General features: G+C 51.3%; 14 protein-coding genes. 3 read left to right on the top strand and 11 right to left on the bottom strand.

What is annotated here, in order from left to right; genetic code table 11:
- Window positions 1-45 precede the first annotated feature (45 nt).
- The 7 genes from FC18_RS04270 to rplS all read right to left on the bottom strand — a co-directional run bounded on the left by FC18_RS04270 (window position 46) and on the right by rplS (window position 8,630).
- Entirely contained in the window at window positions 46-1,890 is a 1,845-nt protein-coding gene (locus FC18_RS04270; protein WP_056975541.1) for a hypothetical protein, read from the bottom strand.
- Between the two features lie 99 nt (window positions 1,891-1,989).
- Window positions 1,990-3,645: a glycoside hydrolase family 13 protein gene (locus FC18_RS04265; protein WP_056975539.1), complete on the bottom strand. Its 1,656-nt coding sequence runs from the start codon at window positions 3,643-3,645 to the stop codon at window positions 1,990-1,992.
- A gap of 193 nt (window positions 3,646-3,838) precedes the next feature.
- Window positions 3,839-5,632: an ABC transporter ATP-binding protein gene (locus tag FC18_RS04260; protein WP_054678216.1), complete on the bottom strand. Its 1,794-nt coding sequence runs from the start codon at window positions 5,630-5,632 to the stop codon at window positions 3,839-3,841.
- Window positions 5,622-7,379 (bottom strand): ABC transporter ATP-binding protein, encoded by a 1,758-nt coding sequence (locus FC18_RS04255; protein WP_054678217.1) that lies wholly within the window; start codon window positions 7,377-7,379, stop codon window positions 5,622-5,624. Before FC18_RS04255 ends, FC18_RS04260 begins: the two co-directional genes overlap by 11 nt.
- A 258-nt stretch (window positions 7,380-7,637) precedes the next feature.
- Entirely contained in the window at window positions 7,638-7,859 is a 222-nt protein-coding gene (locus FC18_RS04250; RefSeq protein WP_054678219.1) for a YneF family protein, read from the bottom strand.
- 72 nt (window positions 7,860-7,931) lie between these two features.
- Window positions 7,932-8,177, bottom strand: coding sequence for a DUF896 domain-containing protein (locus FC18_RS04245; RefSeq protein ID WP_056975537.1), 246 nt, complete (start codon window positions 8,175-8,177; stop codon window positions 7,932-7,934).
- A gap of 105 nt (window positions 8,178-8,282) precedes the next feature.
- Window positions 8,283-8,630, bottom strand: coding sequence for a 50S ribosomal protein L19 (gene rplS, locus FC18_RS04240; protein WP_054678222.1), 348 nt, complete (start codon window positions 8,628-8,630; stop codon window positions 8,283-8,285).
- 327 nt (window positions 8,631-8,957) lie between these two features.
- Here rplS and FC18_RS04235 point away from each other — a divergent pair, with 327 nt between their 5' ends.
- Window positions 8,958-10,079, top strand: coding sequence for a GGDEF domain-containing protein (locus FC18_RS04235; protein WP_054678224.1), 1,122 nt, complete (start codon window positions 8,958-8,960; stop codon window positions 10,077-10,079).
- Between the two features lie 54 nt (window positions 10,080-10,133).
- Here FC18_RS04235 and FC18_RS04230 read toward each other — a convergent pair whose 3' ends face one another.
- The 4 genes from FC18_RS04230 to FC18_RS04215 form a co-directional block, all read right to left on the bottom strand.
- Window positions 10,134-11,264, bottom strand: coding sequence for a GGDEF domain-containing protein (locus tag FC18_RS04230; RefSeq protein ID WP_054678226.1), 1,131 nt, complete (start codon window positions 11,262-11,264; stop codon window positions 10,134-10,136).
- Window positions 11,265-11,859: 595 nt separating this feature from the next.
- Complete coding sequence (locus FC18_RS04225) at window positions 11,860-13,143, bottom strand: hypothetical protein (RefSeq protein WP_054678228.1); 1,284 nt, start codon at window positions 13,141-13,143, stop codon at window positions 11,860-11,862.
- Window positions 13,144-13,278: 135 nt separating this feature from the next.
- A complete protein-coding gene (locus tag FC18_RS04220; RefSeq protein WP_054678232.1) occupies window positions 13,279-14,616 on the bottom strand; it encodes an McrC family protein in 1,338 nt (445 codons plus the stop codon).
- Window positions 14,591-16,420: an AAA family ATPase gene (locus tag FC18_RS04215; RefSeq protein ID WP_054678234.1), complete on the bottom strand. Its 1,830-nt coding sequence runs from the start codon at window positions 16,418-16,420 to the stop codon at window positions 14,591-14,593. The genes FC18_RS04220 and FC18_RS04215 overlap by 26 nt, the downstream gene beginning before the upstream one ends.
- A 386-nt stretch (window positions 16,421-16,806) precedes the next feature.
- Between FC18_RS04215 and FC18_RS04210 the strand changes: the two genes are divergently transcribed.
- Window positions 16,807-17,364 (top strand): restriction endonuclease subunit S, encoded by a 558-nt coding sequence (locus tag FC18_RS04210; protein ID WP_082404001.1) that lies wholly within the window; start codon window positions 16,807-16,809, stop codon window positions 17,362-17,364.
- An 82-nt stretch (window positions 17,365-17,446) separates the two neighbouring features.
- Window positions 17,447-18,376, top strand: a complete 930-nt coding sequence (locus FC18_RS04205) for a site-specific integrase (protein WP_054678238.1) — start codon at window positions 17,447-17,449, stop codon at window positions 18,374-18,376.
- Window positions 18,377-18,455: the final 79 nt, after the last annotated feature.

Raw genomic sequence — 18,455 nt, 5'->3', positions numbered from 1 at the left:
CGATGTTCACTGCACATTAGCGTAGGTTATCCCAACCGCCTAACATTACTTTGCGTCCTTCTTGGTCGCAGCCAGTGCGCTGTTAGTGACTTGGCCCGTGATGTTCCCGGTCGTGCCGCTAACCCGCGCCTTGAAGCTAACCTGGTCACCAGCCTGCATGAATGGGGCAAATGGATCGGCCTTGGCGCTAACCGCGTACACAACCCGCTTGCCTTGAAGCAGGAAACTGACCGTATCGCCGTTTTGGCTCACGCGTAGCACTTGGCCGCTAACTTTGCGCAGCTTACCCGCGCCGGAACCGCTGGCGGTGGTGGCGCCAAACAGTGCCCGGTATTTCGCCAGCGTGTCCGTCGCGTCACTACCAGTGGCCACGGTGTCCTGCGTCCCGTTACCGGAGGCTAGCAGGTACACGTAAGACCGGAATGCGTGACTGGAATCGAGCATGGAGACAACCCAGGTTGGCCGGCCGTCAATCCGGTAGAGCATCGGCATCTTCGGCTTCCAGCCCGTCTGCTTCATCATGTCCTTAGCGAGCTTTTGCGCCCGGTCTGGGGTCATCGCGTCCTTGTTTTCGCGGTAATAGTAACTCTTCCCCGTCGCTGCATCGGTGAAGGCATAACCCATCACGGATGTCTGGCTGGAACGCGCCGAGGTCAGGGCTTCCAGGTAGTAAATCTGGTCGCCATACTGCACCGGCGTCACTTCATCGTTATCGGCTTCGGTCCCAGAGCCAGTTACGGCAACCATCACACCGTTGCGTGCACCGCCGACCCCATTGGCGTTCCACCAACCGTTACGTTCGCGGGCCCAGGCATCAACTTGGGCGGCCGCGGTGGTTGGGTCAAGTGCTACGTCCAGCCACTTAGGCTTGTTGTTTAAGTTCTTGTACACATGCGCCTGCCCGGTTTCCGCATTGATGGTCACGATGGCCTTCTTGCGGAAGTCTTGCCGACTGGTCACGCCATAGCGGTGCACGAGGGTCGCCACGTAGTACGGGGTGCCCTGTTCGTCCACTTCCAGTTGGGGCGTGTTGTTCATCAGCACGTAACCACTCATCGCGGAGTGGGCGTACATCAGCCGCCGCACGTCTTTGCCGAAGAACGCGGCGGGCGTGTAGTACATACTCTTCTTGACGAACTTCGGCTGGGCCGTCTTGCTGGTGGCGTCAACGGTGAAGTAGCCGTCGACCTTCTTGTAGCGCATGAAGCGGAAGAAGCTGCCGTCGAAGTCAATCGGCGCCACGTAGGTCATCTTGTTGTGGTAAATCTGCACGCGAACGTGACTGACATCGTACACGTTGGCGTTTGGAATGTTGCTCAGCGAGTTGTTAATCTGCGTGAGCACAGTCGCCGGTGTGTTCACGACCGGCACTTCCTTGTTCTTGCCCGAAACAACGGGCATTGGCGCGTTGGCGGTACTGTTGTCACTAGAGACCGGTGCCAGGTTCGCCACCTTCTTAGCCTCCGAAACGTTCAGGAAAGCAAACACGGCAAACGCGATAATCAATGCCGTGAAGCCCCAACCGGCGAGCTTACCGAACTTGCTGGCGCCCATCTTGCGGTCAGGCGAGACGTCTTTGCGGTGCACCTTGAGCTTGCCGGCCTCGATGTTGACCTTGGGGATGACGGCGTTCACCGCAAATCCCGCCTGAATGAGCGCCGCAACTACCAGCGCAATCAGGTTGCTAGTCACCGTGTAGGACATGCTTGGTTCCGGCAGGGTAATGTAAATCCAGCCGTAGCACAGCAGGGCGATGAGGACAAACACTCCCAGGTCCCAGCCCGCCCGTTTTTTGTGACCCGACACCGCCAGACTGATAATCCCAGCGAGAAACACGAGCACGCCCAGCGCGGTGAACCGCAGCGTGATCTCAGCGAATAATGCGAACATAATTTCCTCCATCCCTAACGCGGTAATCACCCAGACCCCGCTGACTTAGAAAATATTAAACTTCTTAACCTTAGTTTACGTTAAATCCCGGCGCGTTCCTCAGTCCGAAGTCCTAACTTTGTGCTGCAAGTACACTTTGACCTCATACCCGCGCAAGTGCGCGCCCGCGTCATCGGCGTAGTTCGTCAGAATCAGCTTGCCCGTGCCCGCTGCCTCGGACCTGGTTAATGTGTCGGCCGTAAAGTTGGCCACCACTAGCAGCTGCACTTGCCCGAGCGTGCGCGTGTAGGTCCAGACCTGCGTGTCGTCTGGCAGCAGCAGTTTGTACGTCCCGGACACCACCACCGGCAACTGTTTGCGCAATTGATTCATGCGCTGGTAGAAAGCGAAAACCGAATCCGGGTTGTCGACCTGGCTTGCAGCGTTAATCTGCGGATAGTTCGCGTTCAGGCCAATCCACGGCGTTACCGATGCCCCCGTGAACCCAGCATTCGGCGTGTCATCCCACTGCATAGGCGTGCGCGCATTATCACGGCCCGAATGGTGAATCCCTTGCAGCATTTGCTCGGCAGTAAGTTCACCCTTGTCCACGACCAGCTCCTGGTAGGCGTTCAGAATCTCGATATCGCGGTAATCGGCAATCGACTTGAAGTTGGCCGCGTTGGTCATCCCCAGCTCCTCGCCCTGATAAACATACGGTGTGCCCTCCATAAAGTGCAGAACGGCGCCCAACATCTTGGCCGCACGCACGCGCCACTGCGGGCTGTCATTGCCAAAGCGTGAAACCACCCGCGGCTGGTCGTGGTTGTTCCAGTACAATGAGTTCCACGCCTGCCCGTGCAACTGGGTCTGCCAGTCACTCATGATTTGCTTCAGCCGCACTAGCGAAAATGGGTGCACGACCCAGCGGCCGAACTTGGGGTCCAGATCAACGCCGAGGTGCTGGAAGGTGAAGACCATGTTCAGTTCGTTGGTATTAAGGCCGGCGTATTCTAGCGCATTGGCCGGTTTGGCGCCCGGCGTTTCGCCCACGGTCATCACGTCGTAGTGGCTGAGAACTTCCCGGTTCATTTCTTGCAAATATTCATTCACATGCGGGCCGTTAATCGGTGAACGGTGGTCGTGCGTAAAGTCATCGGTTTTGGAAATGAAGTTGATGACGTCCATACGGAAGCCGTCGACGCCCTTGTCCAGCCAGAAACGCATCATCGCGTAGACAGCTGCACGCAGCGCCGGGTTGCGCCAGTTCAAATCCGGCTGCTTCTTGGAAAACAGGTGCAGGTAATACTGGCCCGTCGCGCCGTCAAACTCCCAGGCCGACCCGCCAAAGCCGCCCTCCCAGTCGTTCGGTGCGTGTCCGTCAACCGGGTCGCGCCAGATGTAATAGTCACGGTACGGATTGGTGCGCGACTTGCGGCTTTCCTGGAACCAGTGGTGTTCATCACTCGTGTGGTTGACGACTAGGTCCATTACAATTTTCAGCCCCAGGGTATGCGCCTCAGCCAGTAGTGCGTCAAAGTCGGCCATCGTCCCGAACTCTGGGTTAATCGCACGGTAGTCACTGATGTCGTAACCGTTGTCGTCGTTGGGCGTGGCGTACACGGGGTTCAGCCAGATGACGTCCACGCCCAGCTGCTTGATGTACGGCAGGCGCTGGCGAATCCCATTCAGGTCACCAATCCCGTCGTCGTTGCTATCCTGAAATGACCGCGGATAAACTTGGTACACCACGGCGTCTTGCCACCATTTAGTCATCACATTGCCTCCAGCAAATTATGTATCCGCGGCGCATCCGTCGCGGTTTAGGTACATTTTAGGCGCCCGCGCTGCGGCAAACAAGCGCTGGGCCACTTTGTTAGCAGAAAGATTTACGCGTACGAATAAAAAAACGACGCGGCCGCTTTCCCTGATGGAAAAGAGCCCCGCCATTTTAAACTGCACCTACCGTTTAGTTCAACGTTGCGGCACCAGTTTGTAATTCATACATGTCATAGTAACGCCCGCGCTGGGCAATCAGTTCGTCGTGGGTCCCGCGTTCAACAATGCGCCCGGCGTCCAGCACCAGAATCAGGTTGGCGTCGCGAATCGTGGACAGGCGGTGGGCAATCGCAATGGTTGTCCGGCCCTGACGCAGCTTGTGCAGCCCGTCTTGAATCAGCGTTTCGGTTTCCGTATCGATATTGGCCGTTGCTTCATCCAGCACCAGCACCTTCGGATCGGTAACCACGGTGCGCGCGAAGGAAATCAGTTGGCGTTCACCAGAACTGAACTGGGAACCCCCTTCAATCACCTTCGCGTGGTACTTATTCGGCAACTTCTCGATGAACTGGTCAGCCTGGACGAATTCCGCCGCGTGCTGCACTTGTTCGTCCGTGATGTCCTCATTGAACAGGCGAATGTTGCTGGCAACATCGCCGTAGAACATGAAGGAATCTTGCAGCACCAGCCCCAGCTTTTTGCGCAATTCAGCCATTGGGTAATCGCGAATATCCTTGTCGTCAATCAAGATCTGACCTTCACCGAACTCGTAAAAGCGCATCATGACGTTGATGATGGAACTCTTCCCGGAACCGGTGTGGCCAACCAGGGCGACCGTTTCGCCGGGGTTGGCGACGAAACTGATGTCGTTGAGAATCTTGTGCACGCCGTCATAGGCAAAGCTAACGTGCTTGAATTCAATCTTCCCGTTTGTGATGGTTTCGCTGGCGCCGTCGTTTTGCTTCGGCGCGTATTCCGTGTTGTCTAGAATCCGGAACATCCGGCTCCCAGCAACAACCCCATCCTGCAGGAACGTGAGGTTATCCATCATGTTCGTCATCGGGTTGAAGAAGTTCGCGACGTACGTCGTGAAGGCGTAAACCATGCCGGCCTCAACGAAGCTGTGCATACTCATGAGCCCGAACGCTGCCAGCACGGCGACGAGGGCCAGGCTGTACAGCAAGTTAATCATGGAACCCAGCAACAGCGAGTTCGTACGAATCATCGCCCGGCGACTGCGCAGGTACTCCTCGTTGGTCGCTTCGAACTCATCACTGATGCGCTTTTCTTGGCGGAACTGTTGGATGATGGCAATCCCTTCGATTGACTCGTTAAGCTTCGTGTTCAGCTCGGACAGCTTCTCCCGCATGTGCCGGTACACTCTGCTGGAGTAGTGGTTGTAGTACCACACTGCAAACAACAAGATGGGCAGGAATGCCAGCACCATCAGCGCCACTTTGGGTGCCCACTTGAGCATCACAACGAAGGAACTGATGATGGAGAACAGGCCGACGATGATGGTCAGCCACACGTTCCAGAAGTCGGCCAGTGCACCGGTATCGTTCGTGACCCGGGACACGATGGAGCCAGCAGGTGTCTGGTCAAAGTAGCGCATCCCCAGCTTTTCGAGCTTGGTAAACAGCGCCCGGCGTGCATCTTCCAGCCCGCGTTCGGCGCCCATCTGGAAGGCAAAGGACTGCACGAACTGGGACAAAGCCTTGATGATGGTGCCCAAGGCGTAAAGACTGCCGACACCGATAATGATGCTGACGGTGGCGGACTTGTTCTGCAGGTACTTGTCCATGTACTCCTGCAAGATGAATGGCAGCAAGATGTTCATGCCGGCCAAACCCGCGGCCCCGACGATTGCGCCGATGAACTGCTTCTTGTACGGCAGCGCATATTTCATCAGGCGGCCCATGATGTGGACCTGTTCCTTGACCGGAATGCTCTGGGACCATGCTGATTTATTCTCATTCGCCATCTTGAGCACCCCCAATCTTGTCTTCTAGCTGCTGCAGATCCCACATCTGTGCGTACCAGCCGTCGTTAGCCAGCAGCTGGTCGTGGGTCCCGCGTTCAATAATCCGGCCGTTCTCCAGCACCAGAATTTCGTCTGCATGCATGACGGAGCTGAGTCGGTGCGCCGCGATGATGGTCGTCTTGTCGGCCCGGTCGCGGTGCATGTTCTCGAGAATCTCTTCTTCTGTCTTCGCGTCAACGGCGGACAGCGCGTCGTCCAGGATGAGCAGCTCAGGGCCATTGATGACCGCCCGGGCAATTGCCAGGCGCTGCTTCTGACCCCCTGACAGACTAACCCCGCGTTCGCCGACCATGGTGTCGTACCCGTCCGTGAACTTCAAGATGTCATCGTGCACGGCAGCATCCCGCGCGGCACTTTCGACATCCGTTGCTTCCTTGTTGTACGCAGAGAAGCGAATGTTGTTGGCAACGGTGGTCGAGAACAGGAAGTTATCTTGCGGGACGTAACCAATGGAATCGAGCAGGCCGTCAAGCGTGTATTCCTTGATGTTGTGGCCGCCGAATTCGATGAAGCCCTTGTAATTGTCGAATTCACGCAAGAGGAGTTTGAAAATGGTACTCTTCCCCGCGCCGACCTTCCCGACGATCCCGAGCGTCTTGCCGGCCCGGAGCGTGAAGTGCACGTCCACCAGCGCGTTCGTGTCGTCGTCCGGGTAACTGAACTGGTCGACGGCGTAGCGAATATCACCATGCGCCGGAGCACTGATGGCCTTGGGTGCTTCGATGATGGTACTCTTCTCTGCCAGCAGCTTCTCCACCCGGTCGTACGAAGCATTCCCACGTTCCAGGATGTTGAACAACCGGCCGATGGCAAACATGGGCCAAACGAGGGCGGAAACATAGGAAACAAAGGAAACCAGTTGGCCAATGGTAATCTGATTGTTCAGCACCAGGTAACCACCATAGACAATGGTAATCACGTAGGTCATCCCCATAATCAGACTGGTAACGGGGTCAAACAGGGAGTCGATGAAGTTCACGCGCCGGTTAATCTTGATGACACGGTCCACCAGGTTGTTGAAGTCCTGCGTGTCTTCCTTTTCCTGCCCGAACGTCTTGATGACCTTGACGCCCGAAACGGACTCTTGGGTCTTGTCGTTCAAGCGGGAGAATGCCGCTTGAGATTCACCGAATGAATCGTGCAGCTTGGACCCCAGTTTGCGGGCCATGAGTGCCAAGAGCGGCATGGGCAAAATGGCCACGATGGTCAGGCGCCAGTCAATCAGCGTGATCATCGCAATCAGCGTCGTGCTCCCGGTAATCAGGGAGTCAAACATCGTCAGCACCCCTGCGCCCGCAACGTTTTGAATCGCGTTCAGGTCGTTGGTCGCGTGCGCCATGAGGTCCCCAGTCCGGTGCTTCTGGTAGAACGTGGCGTCCATCTTCATGAAGTGCCAGAATAATTGCGTGCGTAGTGTCCGTTCAAGCAGTGCCGCCCCACCCCAGATGGCGACTCGCCAAGCGAACCGGAACAAGTATTGGGCAATCCCTGCAAAAAGCAAGAGAGCCAGCCAGAAGACTAGCTTATGTGCGGTCACACTGTGATCATTCATTGCGTCGACCATCGACCCGATTATCTTAGGTGGAATCAGGTTAACGAGCGCAACGAGTAGCAACGCGAGTACACCCATGGCGTACCGCTTGCGTTCTTGGCGGAAATACCAACCAAGCTTTTTAAATATTCCCATCGCTTTTTCCTTTCATTTTCTCCATTATTATTAGAATCACCAGACTATCTTAGTGTTTTGTTAATATTTGGGCAAGAGGCCTGGTGCAAGTTTAACCGGACAATTTATAAAAATGTCCGGCTTTGGGCAAAATCCCGCGGTGGCGGCGCTGAATGTGGCCGTTTTGGACACAAAAAATCCGTTAACACGTTTGTGCTAACGGATTTCACGGAACGAGTAACGCAGAAAAAGCGTTGCTTAATGTTGATTCACAGTAAGCTACTTGCTCTTCTTCTGGCTATTCTTCATCTGGGCCATCATCTGGTTCAGCTTCTTCTGTGAAGGCTTCTGACCCATCTGCATCATCATGGTGCGAATCATATCCTCGTTAACAGGAGGGTTGTCCTCAAAGTACTTCTTCATGTATGCGCGGGCACCGAAGAACCCGGCTACCCCACCGGCAAGAATACCGATAATTAATCCTAGAAAAAACAGTCCCATGTTGAAAATCCTCCTTATAATTCCAAAACCTATTATGCCTGAAATGGACACGTTTGCAAAGCCCTAAGTTGGCTATTTTTCGCGCCAACCCTTGTCTTTTTGCAGCTTAATCAGCTTGTCCGGCGTAATCTCCTCGCCCTTCTTGTTGAAGAACTGGGTCGTTTCGACTTGCTGCTTGAACCCGGCGCGAAAATCGGCCAGGTAGGCCTTGCGCAACTGTGCCTGTTCAGCCAGTTCGGCTTCGGTTAAGCCCGTCGCTTTTTTCTTGCGGGCTAGTTCGTTAATGCGATCAATGCGTGCTTGTGGTTGTGATGCCATCATCAATGCCTCCCATTAGTGGTTTGCATTCGCAGGTTGCCCTGCGTAAAAAAAGAAGGGCCAGTGAGCCAGTTAGACTGCCTCACTTGACCCTTCAAAAGTATCTTAACGACGCTTTTCCTTGATACGTGCAGCCTTACCACGCAGAGCGCGCAGGTAGTACAGCTTAGCACGACGGACAGAACCGTAACGGATAACTTCAATCTTTTCAACACGTGGGGTGTTTACTGGGAAAGTACGTTCAACACCGACACCTGAACTCATCTTACGAACGGTGTAAGTTGCGGAAACGCCGGTACCGCGGCGCTTGATAACAACACCTTCGAAGATTTGGATACGTTCGCGTTCGCCTTCAACGATCTTGGCGTGAACACGGACGGTGTCACCGGCGCGGAATTCTGGAATGTCATCGCGCAGCTGGGACTTGGTGATTTCGTTAATAAGTAAGTTCATGGTACTTCTCCTTTGTCGACATTCATCCACGCTCCAGCGCCAGCGGAATATCGGGTTTATTTTGTGGGAATCCACAAACAGATATTATAGCGGAAAGTCGCGGCGGTGTAAAGCACTACGCCATTTTTCCCGGGTTAAGTGCCATTTTAAATTGTTGTCGCGTTTGCCCAAGCACCCGTTATTTAGTTTAATCCATTCCCCCGCTAAAAAGCCATGTGAATTTAGTTCAACACCTTGAATGGCGCTATGTTAAACGTTATTCTTCTATTAGAGACAATTGATTGCCGGGCGTACAAAATCGCCGGCAAAACATGCGGGAGGAACGCTATGTTCGTCGAAACATTGAAAGTCTTATTCTGGAGTGTCCTGGGTGCACTCGGCTTTGCGGTCTTATTTAATCTGCTGGAAAACATCGGCAACCGCTACGCCAGCAAGCACCACCTGCTGGGGGTCTTCGCACAGGAAATTCCGCTGACTATTGGCATTAGCGCCATCATGCTCATCATGCGCGCGTTGAACATTCCGGCCAACCAGAGCGATATCCATGAGTATTGGATGCTGATCAGCCTGCAGCTCATCTTCATGCTCTACACCGACCTTATGGTGCACAGTGTCTGGACGTTCTCCATCATCAAGGTGTTCGCCGCCATCAGTCTGGTCGGGACGGGCGGCATGACCATCCTTGCTTGGCTCCTGTTCATGGTCACCGGGCTGGTCATCTTCACTGAAAGTCACTACAGTAGCAACTGGTCACCAGACAACCCGCTGCTCTTCGCGATTCCGCCCGTCATCGTTAACATTGCCTTCTGGGCCCTCATGTGGCTTGGCTGGCACCCAACCTTCCAGATTATCGCCACGAACTTCATCGGCTTCATCTGTGCGTTCGCGCTACTCTTCATCAACGGCCGGACGCAACGGGTTGACCAGCAGATTGTGGCGCGGTTGACGCATGAAGTGCAGTTCGACGCCCTGACCGGGGTGCGCAACTGGCTGATGTTCCAGGAAGACTTCAACCGGGAGTACAGCCAGGCGAAGGACAAAACCAAGCTTGGCGTGATTGCGCTGGACCTCGATAACTTCAAGCAGGTTAACGACACGTTCGGCCACCTCGTGGGCAATGAGGTGCTCACAGCCACGGCGACGGCGCTAGAAAAGGCGCTGCAGGACCACGACCCGAGCTTCCATATCTACCGCACTGGCGGTGAGGAATTCACCATCATTCTGCCCCACACCGATCAGGTTTTCGCCAAGAGCATCACCGAAGAATGTCAGCGGGTAATTCGTGATTTGCGGATTGAGACGGGACAAGGCCCGTTAACCCTGACCGCCTCCTTCGGGCTCACCCAAGCGCAGCCGGGTGACCGCGACGCCACGGCGACGTTCCGCCGGGCGGACAAAATGTTGTACATCTCGAAGCAATCCGGACGCGACACGATTTCAATCGCATAGATGCAAAAAGCGGCAAGCACAGTTACGTCACGTGCCTGCCGCTTTGTTTTGCTCTCACCGCGCGAGCTTCTCGCCCTCAACGGTAATCTGATTGCGCCCGCCACGCTTACTCATGTACAGGTAGTGGTCCGCGCGTTTGAAGACGGTCGTCGGGTTCGAATCTGAATCACGCACCATGGTCAGACCAAAGGAGGCGGTGATGCTAATCTCCACCCCGCCGAAACGTACTGGCATCTGCCGAATCATGTCCTCACATTCGGTGACAATCTCGGTGGCCCGCGCCAAGTCAGTATGTGGCAGAATCATCGCAAACTCTTCGCCACCAGTACGATAAAACCGGTAGTCCTCGCTGTAGCCATGAATGTGCGCCTTGATTTGCGTTCCCACCATCATCAGCGCCTGATTACCCATTAAGTGCCCGCGGGTATCGTTGATATCCTTGAAGTGGTCCAAGTCCATCGCGACCAAGGCCAGCTGGTTGCCCCGCTTGCGCTCCGCATACCGCGCGTTGAAGTCGTTCTGGAACGTCTGCCAGTTACGTACCTGCGTTAGCGCATCGTACTGCACCTCTTGCGTCAAGCGCGCGATAACTTGCTGGTCTTTGCGCTGGTACTGGTCGAAGTTACGCAGCGCCAGGTACGCCCAAAAGAAGGCGATGGCGTGCGTGATGCCGATGGCGACCGGCGCGTTAACGAACAACGTTGTCACCAACCAGAAGAGTTCCCCGATGATAATTGGCGGCACCACAATAACGGCTGAGCCAAATTTGGCCAGCTTGGGTCCGTACCACCGGGCACCATACACGATGAGACACGAGATGATGTAGAGCGGTGCAAACCACCAGTGGTGCATGATGGTTTGGTAGAACAGACTAACACCGAGTATCTGCACGATGATGAAGTCCACCAGTGACGGCGCCAGCAAGTTAGCGTACACCAAGATGATGACGCGAATATTAATCAGGACCCAGTGTAGATACACCTGGGCCCCAGAATCGAGATATCTAAGTAATAGCAGTACAAGGCACACGAATATCGTCTGCGGCAAATCCAGCCGCGCCTGACTCAACGTGTGGTTCGTGCGTGCCTTCTGTTTGGTCGAATAATCGATTTGCGTGTAAACGGTAATGAACCCGATTGCCGCAATCACGACCAGGAAGATACTCCCCAAGTAGTTGATTAGCATATTAAATTCCCCCAAAAACAACACCGCGCCTAAACGGTGTCACCTCATTCTCCATTTTGTGCAAACGAAAAGCAAGTGCTTATGATATTTCGCTGATAATCGTCACTTTTGGGTGAAATTCGCATGCGGGTGCGGAGTTGCTGCGGACGTACTTCACTGAGATTCATTGGTGAACACAAAAAGTCCGGCTGCACGCTCTTCCTAACGCGCAACCGGACTTTGATGATCATTTTGTTCGCTATGAGTACTCTCCAAAGATACTCACAAGGCTCAAAAGAATCTTAAGGGGTGATACATTGGCGTGGAGCACTGCCTCCACACTTAGATTATATAAAAGGATAGCCTTTTTTGCAAGCGTTTGCGGTATATGCCAATGATTGAATTGTTTGGTTCAGGTCGGGAACGGTTGGGCAAAAAATGCACATCTGCATATGGGTAGATAACGCACACAAGCGGTTTATTTGTCTGCTTTTTCCCATGTGTCCAGCCACTCGTGGTCAAAAGCATAGCGAGCTGCACTGTAGAGGCTGTGCCGGCGGAACTTGCAACAATGAGCCTTGTTGTAGTGGGTTAGGTTCATGGGTGGCTCCTTGGGTTAGTAGATGCGCTGCGATTTGCCGAGCACGTGCTTGGTTTTGGAGATTGGAAATGGCAGCTGAGACTCGGATTGTGGGTACAGAATGTCGACGACAAGCACAGATTTGGGTTCATTGTCGGGGCCGACTGGTACGTCCACGTAATCGCCGACCTTGTAGATGTCGCTGTCGGCGAGGTAGTTGTACTTCTTGCCAAAGTCAGTAAACTGCACGCCAAGCACAATGAGCTCCCCGTGCAAGTGACCAGCCGTGAATACCGACTGATTAAACACCACGCCGCGGCGGTTATGCTTAAAGGCTTTGCGCAACGACCGCACCACTTTCGCCCATTCAAGCGGCAGTCCGAGGCGAAAGTACGCGGTTGGCAGGAACTCAACTGTGCCGTTGTCTGTGGTTAGGGTAATCATAACTGGCAGGACGTTCTTCTCAGGCTGCTGGTCAAGGTTCCAAGCCATAGCGTTGATTGGCACCAGGTTGAAGTCCACTTCGGATAGCCGCAGCATCGTCTTCAGCGCGAGCGTATGGTCGACGATGCGGTAGTGCTCTTCGCGGTCGGGGGTAATCAAAGTGTACGTTAACTCGTTGTTGGCCGGAGTAACGGTGATGATCTCCTCGAAGTTCAGTGCCGGCCCGCCGATGTGAATGGTGAATGACCGCAGTAATTCGGGGTGTGGCTTGGCAGACTTGAGACGGTTGAAGCCTTGATCGACTTGAGTATAGAGTTCAGAATCAGCTTTTTGGGGCAGGCTGTCAGTCGGTCGCACTTTAGGCAAGCCATTTATCTCATTTTCTCGCTCACCATGTATCCAAACAATATCAATAATTCCCGTCACTGGCACTCCTGTTGCGGTTGGATTCATTCGGTCAAGTTTAATGTACTTTGGCGACTGCGGGTCACTGGATTCATTAATGTTGATGACTCTGCCTTTATAGACATCGCCACCGCGTGTGCGCACAGCAATCAAGTTACCAACAAGGTGATTACGTAACTCCTGCACCGTCATTACAGGTAGTTCGCCGATGTTGATATTCGCAGGTGTGTCGGGCTCTCCATTCACAGTGTTCATTAGCTTAACTCGTGCAACTGGAATTTTGCGGGCCGAGGCGCGTGTTGGTGCCGTCTGCTTTAGGATTATGTCGCTTGGCTTCCACGGGAAGAGACCGCTCAAAATGTCCAGAACCTCACCCCTAATTAGGGTGTCATCGCTTAACTGAATGCGGACGGTTTGGCCGACAAAGACCTGCTTAACTTCGGTTGTAGACATTTTTGCTAGATTGAACATGGGGATGCCTCCAATTAAATAAGTTTTTAATCATTTAACCAATGATGCTAACTTTTTTGCTTGGGCAATAAATGCATATCGTTGCCTTATTGTTTGATGTCATCTTTCTCAAATAAGTTCCTGCTTGTTGAATTCCTATTGATGTACCATACACTGGATTCTTGTCAGGAACTCAGACTCATTTTTGTGCATTTTGCCAACAAAATCATCATAGTTCGCCGCACGTTGAGGAATGCTCAGGCCGCATTTGATCAACTGAATATCAGTCCTTGGGGAGACGTTTTGCTCATAAGAGATACCTTGGTTGAGCTTCAGTACCGTATCTTCAAGTTCACTTTGTTCCGGGTAGAGATAAAAAGCCGTACGCGCATCAAATCGGAACATATATGCCACCACTTGCAGGTAATCACGACCGCCAATGTTACCAACCGGCTTATATTTGGTGTCGGCAATCACACGGTTCTGCGCATTACGGCCAATGAAATCAGGATAAATCAGACCCAACTGCCCGGTATCGCCGGTGAACAGCTGTTGTGCCCCACGTCCACCCTTATTCATCGGGTGAAAGTACCACTTACCTATCAGCTGGTTAACATACTCTTCCCACAACCACGCACCATCAAACAAAATGCCATGAAGCTGACTACTACCACTGCCGAACTGCTGCTTTTGATGCTGCAGAATCATCAGGCATAATCTTTGCAGCACACGATATTCAGAATAATATGCATGTCGAACAGGATTGTCCTGATTCTTAATTATCACCTGCCGCCGTGCAAAACGCTCATAGCCAGCAGTAGTATGAATTACCTGTGCCACCTCATTCTGCACCGGAGCTAATAGTGCGCGGCCGTATTGCCGTTGCTTAATGAACTCAATAGTATGCCGGACTAGTTCCATCAGATAATTGTCATATACGAACTCACGCTGAGAATACGCAATTTTACCCAAAAATGGGGTGTTTTGTTGCAAATGTCGCGCAATGTCGATTGTACCTTTGACATTCGCATCGTTGTACTCACGCCGAATGTAGGTTTTGAACACACCTTTGCGCAACGCCGCTTTTAGATATTGCGGAAATACGTAAACCAATAAATCAAATAGGTGTTGCGACTCATCAGTATCGGCATCCAGATTCACGACGTTCGGAAACTCCAAAACATGGCTGAGCATGTAGTGCAAAAAATAGTCAGCATTCTTCTGGCCAAACCGTGAACCAATCACCAGTTGCTCTTGACCCAGACCAATAAATCCCATCACATTGCTCGATTGAAAGCTGCGGTTAACACTACGCAATACAAACTGGTCTGCAGTCAAGTCCGGCGACTGGTTAATGGAATTGGGAAACACAAATAGTCCCTGTGCCACCAACTGGGCCAATGATTGATTTGTGAGCGCCGCAGTCAATTGCGGTACTGCTTGGAAAAGGGTCCACGGATAGACAGTATTATCCTTGATTCTCAGATTCGTCATCAATTTCTCCTGCCACTGCTGCATTGGCACCATACGCATGGGCAAACTTGGCCATTATCTCATCTTCGCCGTAGATCCCGCGCACGTATTCCTGAAGGAGTGGCTGCAAGTAATCATTCCAAAGCTGGTCAAAATCAACTGTAGCTAACTTCAGGAAATATGCCGCTCCCACCTGGTAATTTTCATTGAGTTCATCGACACTAGAAATCGCTGCGTTCAGAGCGCTTATCCGGCGAATTGCTTCGTTCTTTTTAGAGTCGCCTAAAACATTCAACATATCGAGGCGCTCGCTGGCCTTAATTTCAATGAATCGGAAACGCCGCCGCATGGCAAAGTCGAAGCTATCGACGGAACGGTCAATATCATTCATGGTTCCGATAATGTAGACATTTTCTGGAATTGAAAATTTCTTCTCCGGATTTTCGTGCATGTTCGCATACTGCGTCGAAACTTCACCAGCAATTCCACGATAACCGGGATCAATGGCGAAAAAGAGTTCACCGAAAATTTTTGAGATTTCGCCGCGATTAATTTCATCGATGATGAAGACGTACGGCTTCATCGGAACTCGCTGCACTGCCACTTTGGTCCGAATCCGTCTTTGGGCCTTGATGTCGTTAAATAGAGCCAAGTCGTATGTGTACTGCTGTGTCGCATTGCGTTTACCGAAAAATACGACGAGATCTTTTACCTGGCTAAACTTTTGTCCAGATTCAAGCATCTGCCGCAATTCATCAACGTTTAGGCTGAGCTTGTTGGCCACTTTGTTATCTGGAATTGCGATGTTAATGTGCCTTTCGTCGACACTTTCGATATAGAATTTCGTTCCGCGGGCGGTTGTTGGTGTGTAATCCTCTAGCTCAAGGTTAGAGAAATAGTCAGCCATCTGCTCCTGAACACTGGCCTCTTTGGCAATTGTCGCTGCCGACTTTTGTGCATCATCGTAATTCTTTTGCGCACGATTAACGAACCGCGTAAAAATACCATCCTGCAATTCAAATCCCATTGAGCCATCCGCGTTCACGCGCGGCCGCAAGCCTTCAACAAAGTCCGCATAGTCGTAACTGGGGTGAAATTGAACAAACTCAACCTGCTGCTTCTGTTCTGCCGTAAGTTGTGTGTAGTCATCGAAAGCACCCTTGCTGATGATGTCTGTTGCGATTTGCTTGGCGAGGTAGGACTTACCTGTACCAGGGGCACCACGGAAGATGACGTTCTTGGATTCGAGGAGCATGTCAGAATAGATGTTCTGATGGGTAGCTGGTGCATTTGAATTCGAAGTCGTGGTCATAACGCCCTTTCTCTTTTTCGGTTTGTATTCGAGCACAACTTCGTCCCCTTCTTGTCCAAAACGTAGCAGACATTCCTGAACGAAAGCAAGCGTAGAAAATATACTCCACGAATATAGGACCAGCATCTGGTTGCTACCATAGTGATATTTTACAAACTCTAAACTATTACGTGAGGCTTTAAAATCATCTACAGAGGTAAAAATTCCTTTGATTAATGCGTCGTTTGCTTTGTATCTGCACACCGGGAAAGCCGCTTTTTCATCCGGAGAGAGGTTAACTAATTCGTTTTCAAAAACTTGACATAGTAACCGTGGTAGCGTCTGGTTCGAAATTTTATGCTCGCTTTTTCCCAGTCGACGTGTAATTTCTTCTCCATTCGCCCGCACGTACCTAACAGACGTTGGCTGGTAATTGTCGCCCAACGTTAAGTCACTGGTGGTGAAGCTTGGATCAGTTGAATTTGCTGAGTTGTTAGTAATAATTAGTTGAAAATCCTTTGATGCTTCTGGCATGTGTTAACCTTTCTTGTTGAAGCTGTTGGTCTTGGAGAAATCTGAATGGACTTGTACCGTTCCACGGCCTTCAGATATGACCAATTCAAACCGACGTAGGGAAAAATTCTTCATGAACCTAATTTATATTACTTTGATTATCACCCAGTAAAGAAAAAATTGGTAGGGCATAAACGGCTTGGATTTATTCTGAATTTTCATTTTGAGTCACTAAGAAATGTGCAGCTCGTATCATGCAGCAGGCTCATAAAGCGAATTTCAAATTTCGAATGGTCAAGGCTGGTACTTTCCGAAACAACGATTTCGTGTATATGGCATTTTTCAGAAACTACTATGCAAATTACACAGTTTGCATCATTAAACCGCGTACGCATTGATTCTTTATTATGCATGATGATGATTATTCATTGCACGTGAGTTTTGCTCACGCTTGGGAACAGCGTAAGTTAGGCGAAGTATTATCGGAACGTTCACAAAGATCAGCAGATGGGGAACTTCTATCAGTCACAATGCATGATGGAATCAGAAAATTCTCAGAAATCGGCAAAAAGGACAACTCAAGTCAAAACAAGTCAAACTACAAGGTTGTCAGGAAAGGCGATATTGCCTATAACTCTATGCGCATGTGGCAGGGTGCAAGCGGCGTTTCTGCATTCAATGGAATTGTGAGCCCTGCGTACACGGTTGCGACAGTTGGGCCTCTTGCTACAGCTGATTTTATTGGTTACAACTTTAAACGTCCAAGCCTAATTTGGACATTTCAAACTCACTCTCAAGGTCTGACCTCAGATACATGGAATCTAAAGTTTCCTGCACTCTCTAAAATTTCGCTGGCTCTTCCTTCTGTAGCCGAGCAACAACAAATTAATAACTTGTTTAGTACTATCGGGGATGCTATCGCTCTTCATCAACGTAAGCAAAATAAAAAAATGCCGTTTTCGTAAATCAAACTCCCCTATTCCCTGCTGCCTCTTTAAACTACAAGTGATGACATCTTAGTCACCAAAAAATTATAGGAGGCTCAACATGAAAGAACCAGCAACCCCAAACACCCTCTTTCAGGTTTATTTCAAGGACTGGGTGGACTTGTACAAAGCGGGCGGCGTGCGTGAAGTAACTTTGAGCAAATATTACATCACCCAACAACAGCTAATTGGCCTTGTTCCTACGCTTACGCTCAACCACATCGACAGGAAATCTTACCAGTCGTTGCTCAACGAATACGCCCTCACCCACGAGCGCCAAACGACAATGGATTTTCACCACCAGCTCAAGGCGTGCATAATGGACGCGGTGGCTGAAGGCTTAGTTAACCGAGACCCTACCCGTAAGGCCGTGATTAAGGGTAAATCTCCTGCAGAAAAGAAAACTAAATTCTTAAGTCAGTTTGAATTGCACGCCATTTTGAACGACCTAGACTTAGGATCAGAGCCAAATTGGGACTGGCTAATTTTGTTAATTGCCAAGACGGGTCTACGTTTTGCTGAAGCACTCGCTGTAACACCAAAAGATTTCGACTTCACCCACCAGACACTAAATATCAGCAAAACTTGGAACTACAAGTCCCCTATCGGAAAATTTCAACCGACCAAGAACAAATCTTCAAAGCGCGTTGTCCAAATCGATTGGCAAACCACGATGCAGTTTGCCCAGTTAGTCAAAGGCTTGCCAGAAGATAACCCTATCTTCGTTCATGGCCGCGTATTTAATTCAACAGTCAACGGACTGCTTGAGCGGCATTGCCGTAAGTGCAATGTTCCAGTCATTTCAATTCACGGACTGCGGCACACACATGCCTCGTTACTGCTATTTGCCGGCGTGTCTATTGCAAGTGTGGCTCGAAGACTTGGTCATTCAAACATGACGACCACTCAACAGACTTACTTGCATATCATTCAGGAACTGGAAAACCAGGACAACGATAAGGTGATGCGGTACCTTTCTGGTCTTAACTAGCAAAGAACGACATACAATTTTTAAAGGCAGATTTTATAATCAAGTTAGCCACTCGTGACCAAGTTCTTCTGAAATAAAA

The organism is Lacticaseibacillus sharpeae JCM 1186 = DSM 20505 (assembly GCF_001436225.1).
In the GTDB taxonomy this organism is placed as follows: domain Bacteria; phylum Bacillota; class Bacilli; order Lactobacillales; family Lactobacillaceae; genus Lacticaseibacillus; species Lacticaseibacillus sharpeae.
This window is presented reverse-complemented; position numbering and strand designations above follow the sequence as displayed.

Excerpts from the sequence above, each read along its gene's own strand:
- FC18_RS04270 (WP_056975541.1), bottom strand. The coding sequence starts at position 1,890 with ATGTTCGCATTATTCGCTGAGATCACGCTGCGGTTCACCGCGCTGGGC.
- FC18_RS04265 (WP_056975539.1), bottom strand. The coding sequence starts at position 3,645 with ATGACTAAATGGTGGCAAGACGCCGTGGTGTACCAAGTTTATCCGCGG.
- FC18_RS04260 (WP_054678216.1), bottom strand. The coding sequence starts at position 5,632 with ATGGCGAATGAGAATAAATCAGCATGGTCCCAGAGCATTCCGGTCAAG.
- FC18_RS04255 (WP_054678217.1), bottom strand. The coding sequence starts at position 7,379 with ATGGGAATATTTAAAAAGCTTGGTTGGTATTTCCGCCAAGAACGCAAG.
- FC18_RS04250 (WP_054678219.1), bottom strand. The coding sequence starts at position 7,859 with ATGGGACTGTTTTTTCTAGGATTAATTATCGGTATTCTTGCCGGTGGG.
- FC18_RS04245 (WP_056975537.1), bottom strand. The coding sequence starts at position 8,177 with ATGGCATCACAACCACAAGCACGCATTGATCGCATTAACGAACTAGCC.
- rplS (WP_054678222.1), bottom strand. The coding sequence starts at position 8,630 with ATGAACTTACTTATTAACGAAATCACCAAGTCCCAGCTGCGCGATGAC.
- FC18_RS04235 (WP_054678224.1), top strand. The coding sequence starts at position 8,958 with ATGTTCGTCGAAACATTGAAAGTCTTATTCTGGAGTGTCCTGGGTGCA.
- FC18_RS04230 (WP_054678226.1), bottom strand. The coding sequence starts at position 11,264 with ATGCTAATCAACTACTTGGGGAGTATCTTCCTGGTCGTGATTGCGGCA.
- FC18_RS04225 (WP_054678228.1), bottom strand. The coding sequence starts at position 13,143 with ATGTTCAATCTAGCAAAAATGTCTACAACCGAAGTTAAGCAGGTCTTT.
- FC18_RS04220 (WP_054678232.1), bottom strand. The coding sequence starts at position 14,616 with ATGACGAATCTGAGAATCAAGGATAATACTGTCTATCCGTGGACCCTT.
- FC18_RS04215 (WP_054678234.1), bottom strand. The coding sequence starts at position 16,420 with ATGCCAGAAGCATCAAAGGATTTTCAACTAATTATTACTAACAACTCA.
- FC18_RS04210 (WP_082404001.1), top strand. The coding sequence starts at position 16,807 with ATGCATGATGATGATTATTCATTGCACGTGAGTTTTGCTCACGCTTGG.
- FC18_RS04205 (WP_054678238.1), top strand. The coding sequence starts at position 17,447 with ATGAAAGAACCAGCAACCCCAAACACCCTCTTTCAGGTTTATTTCAAG.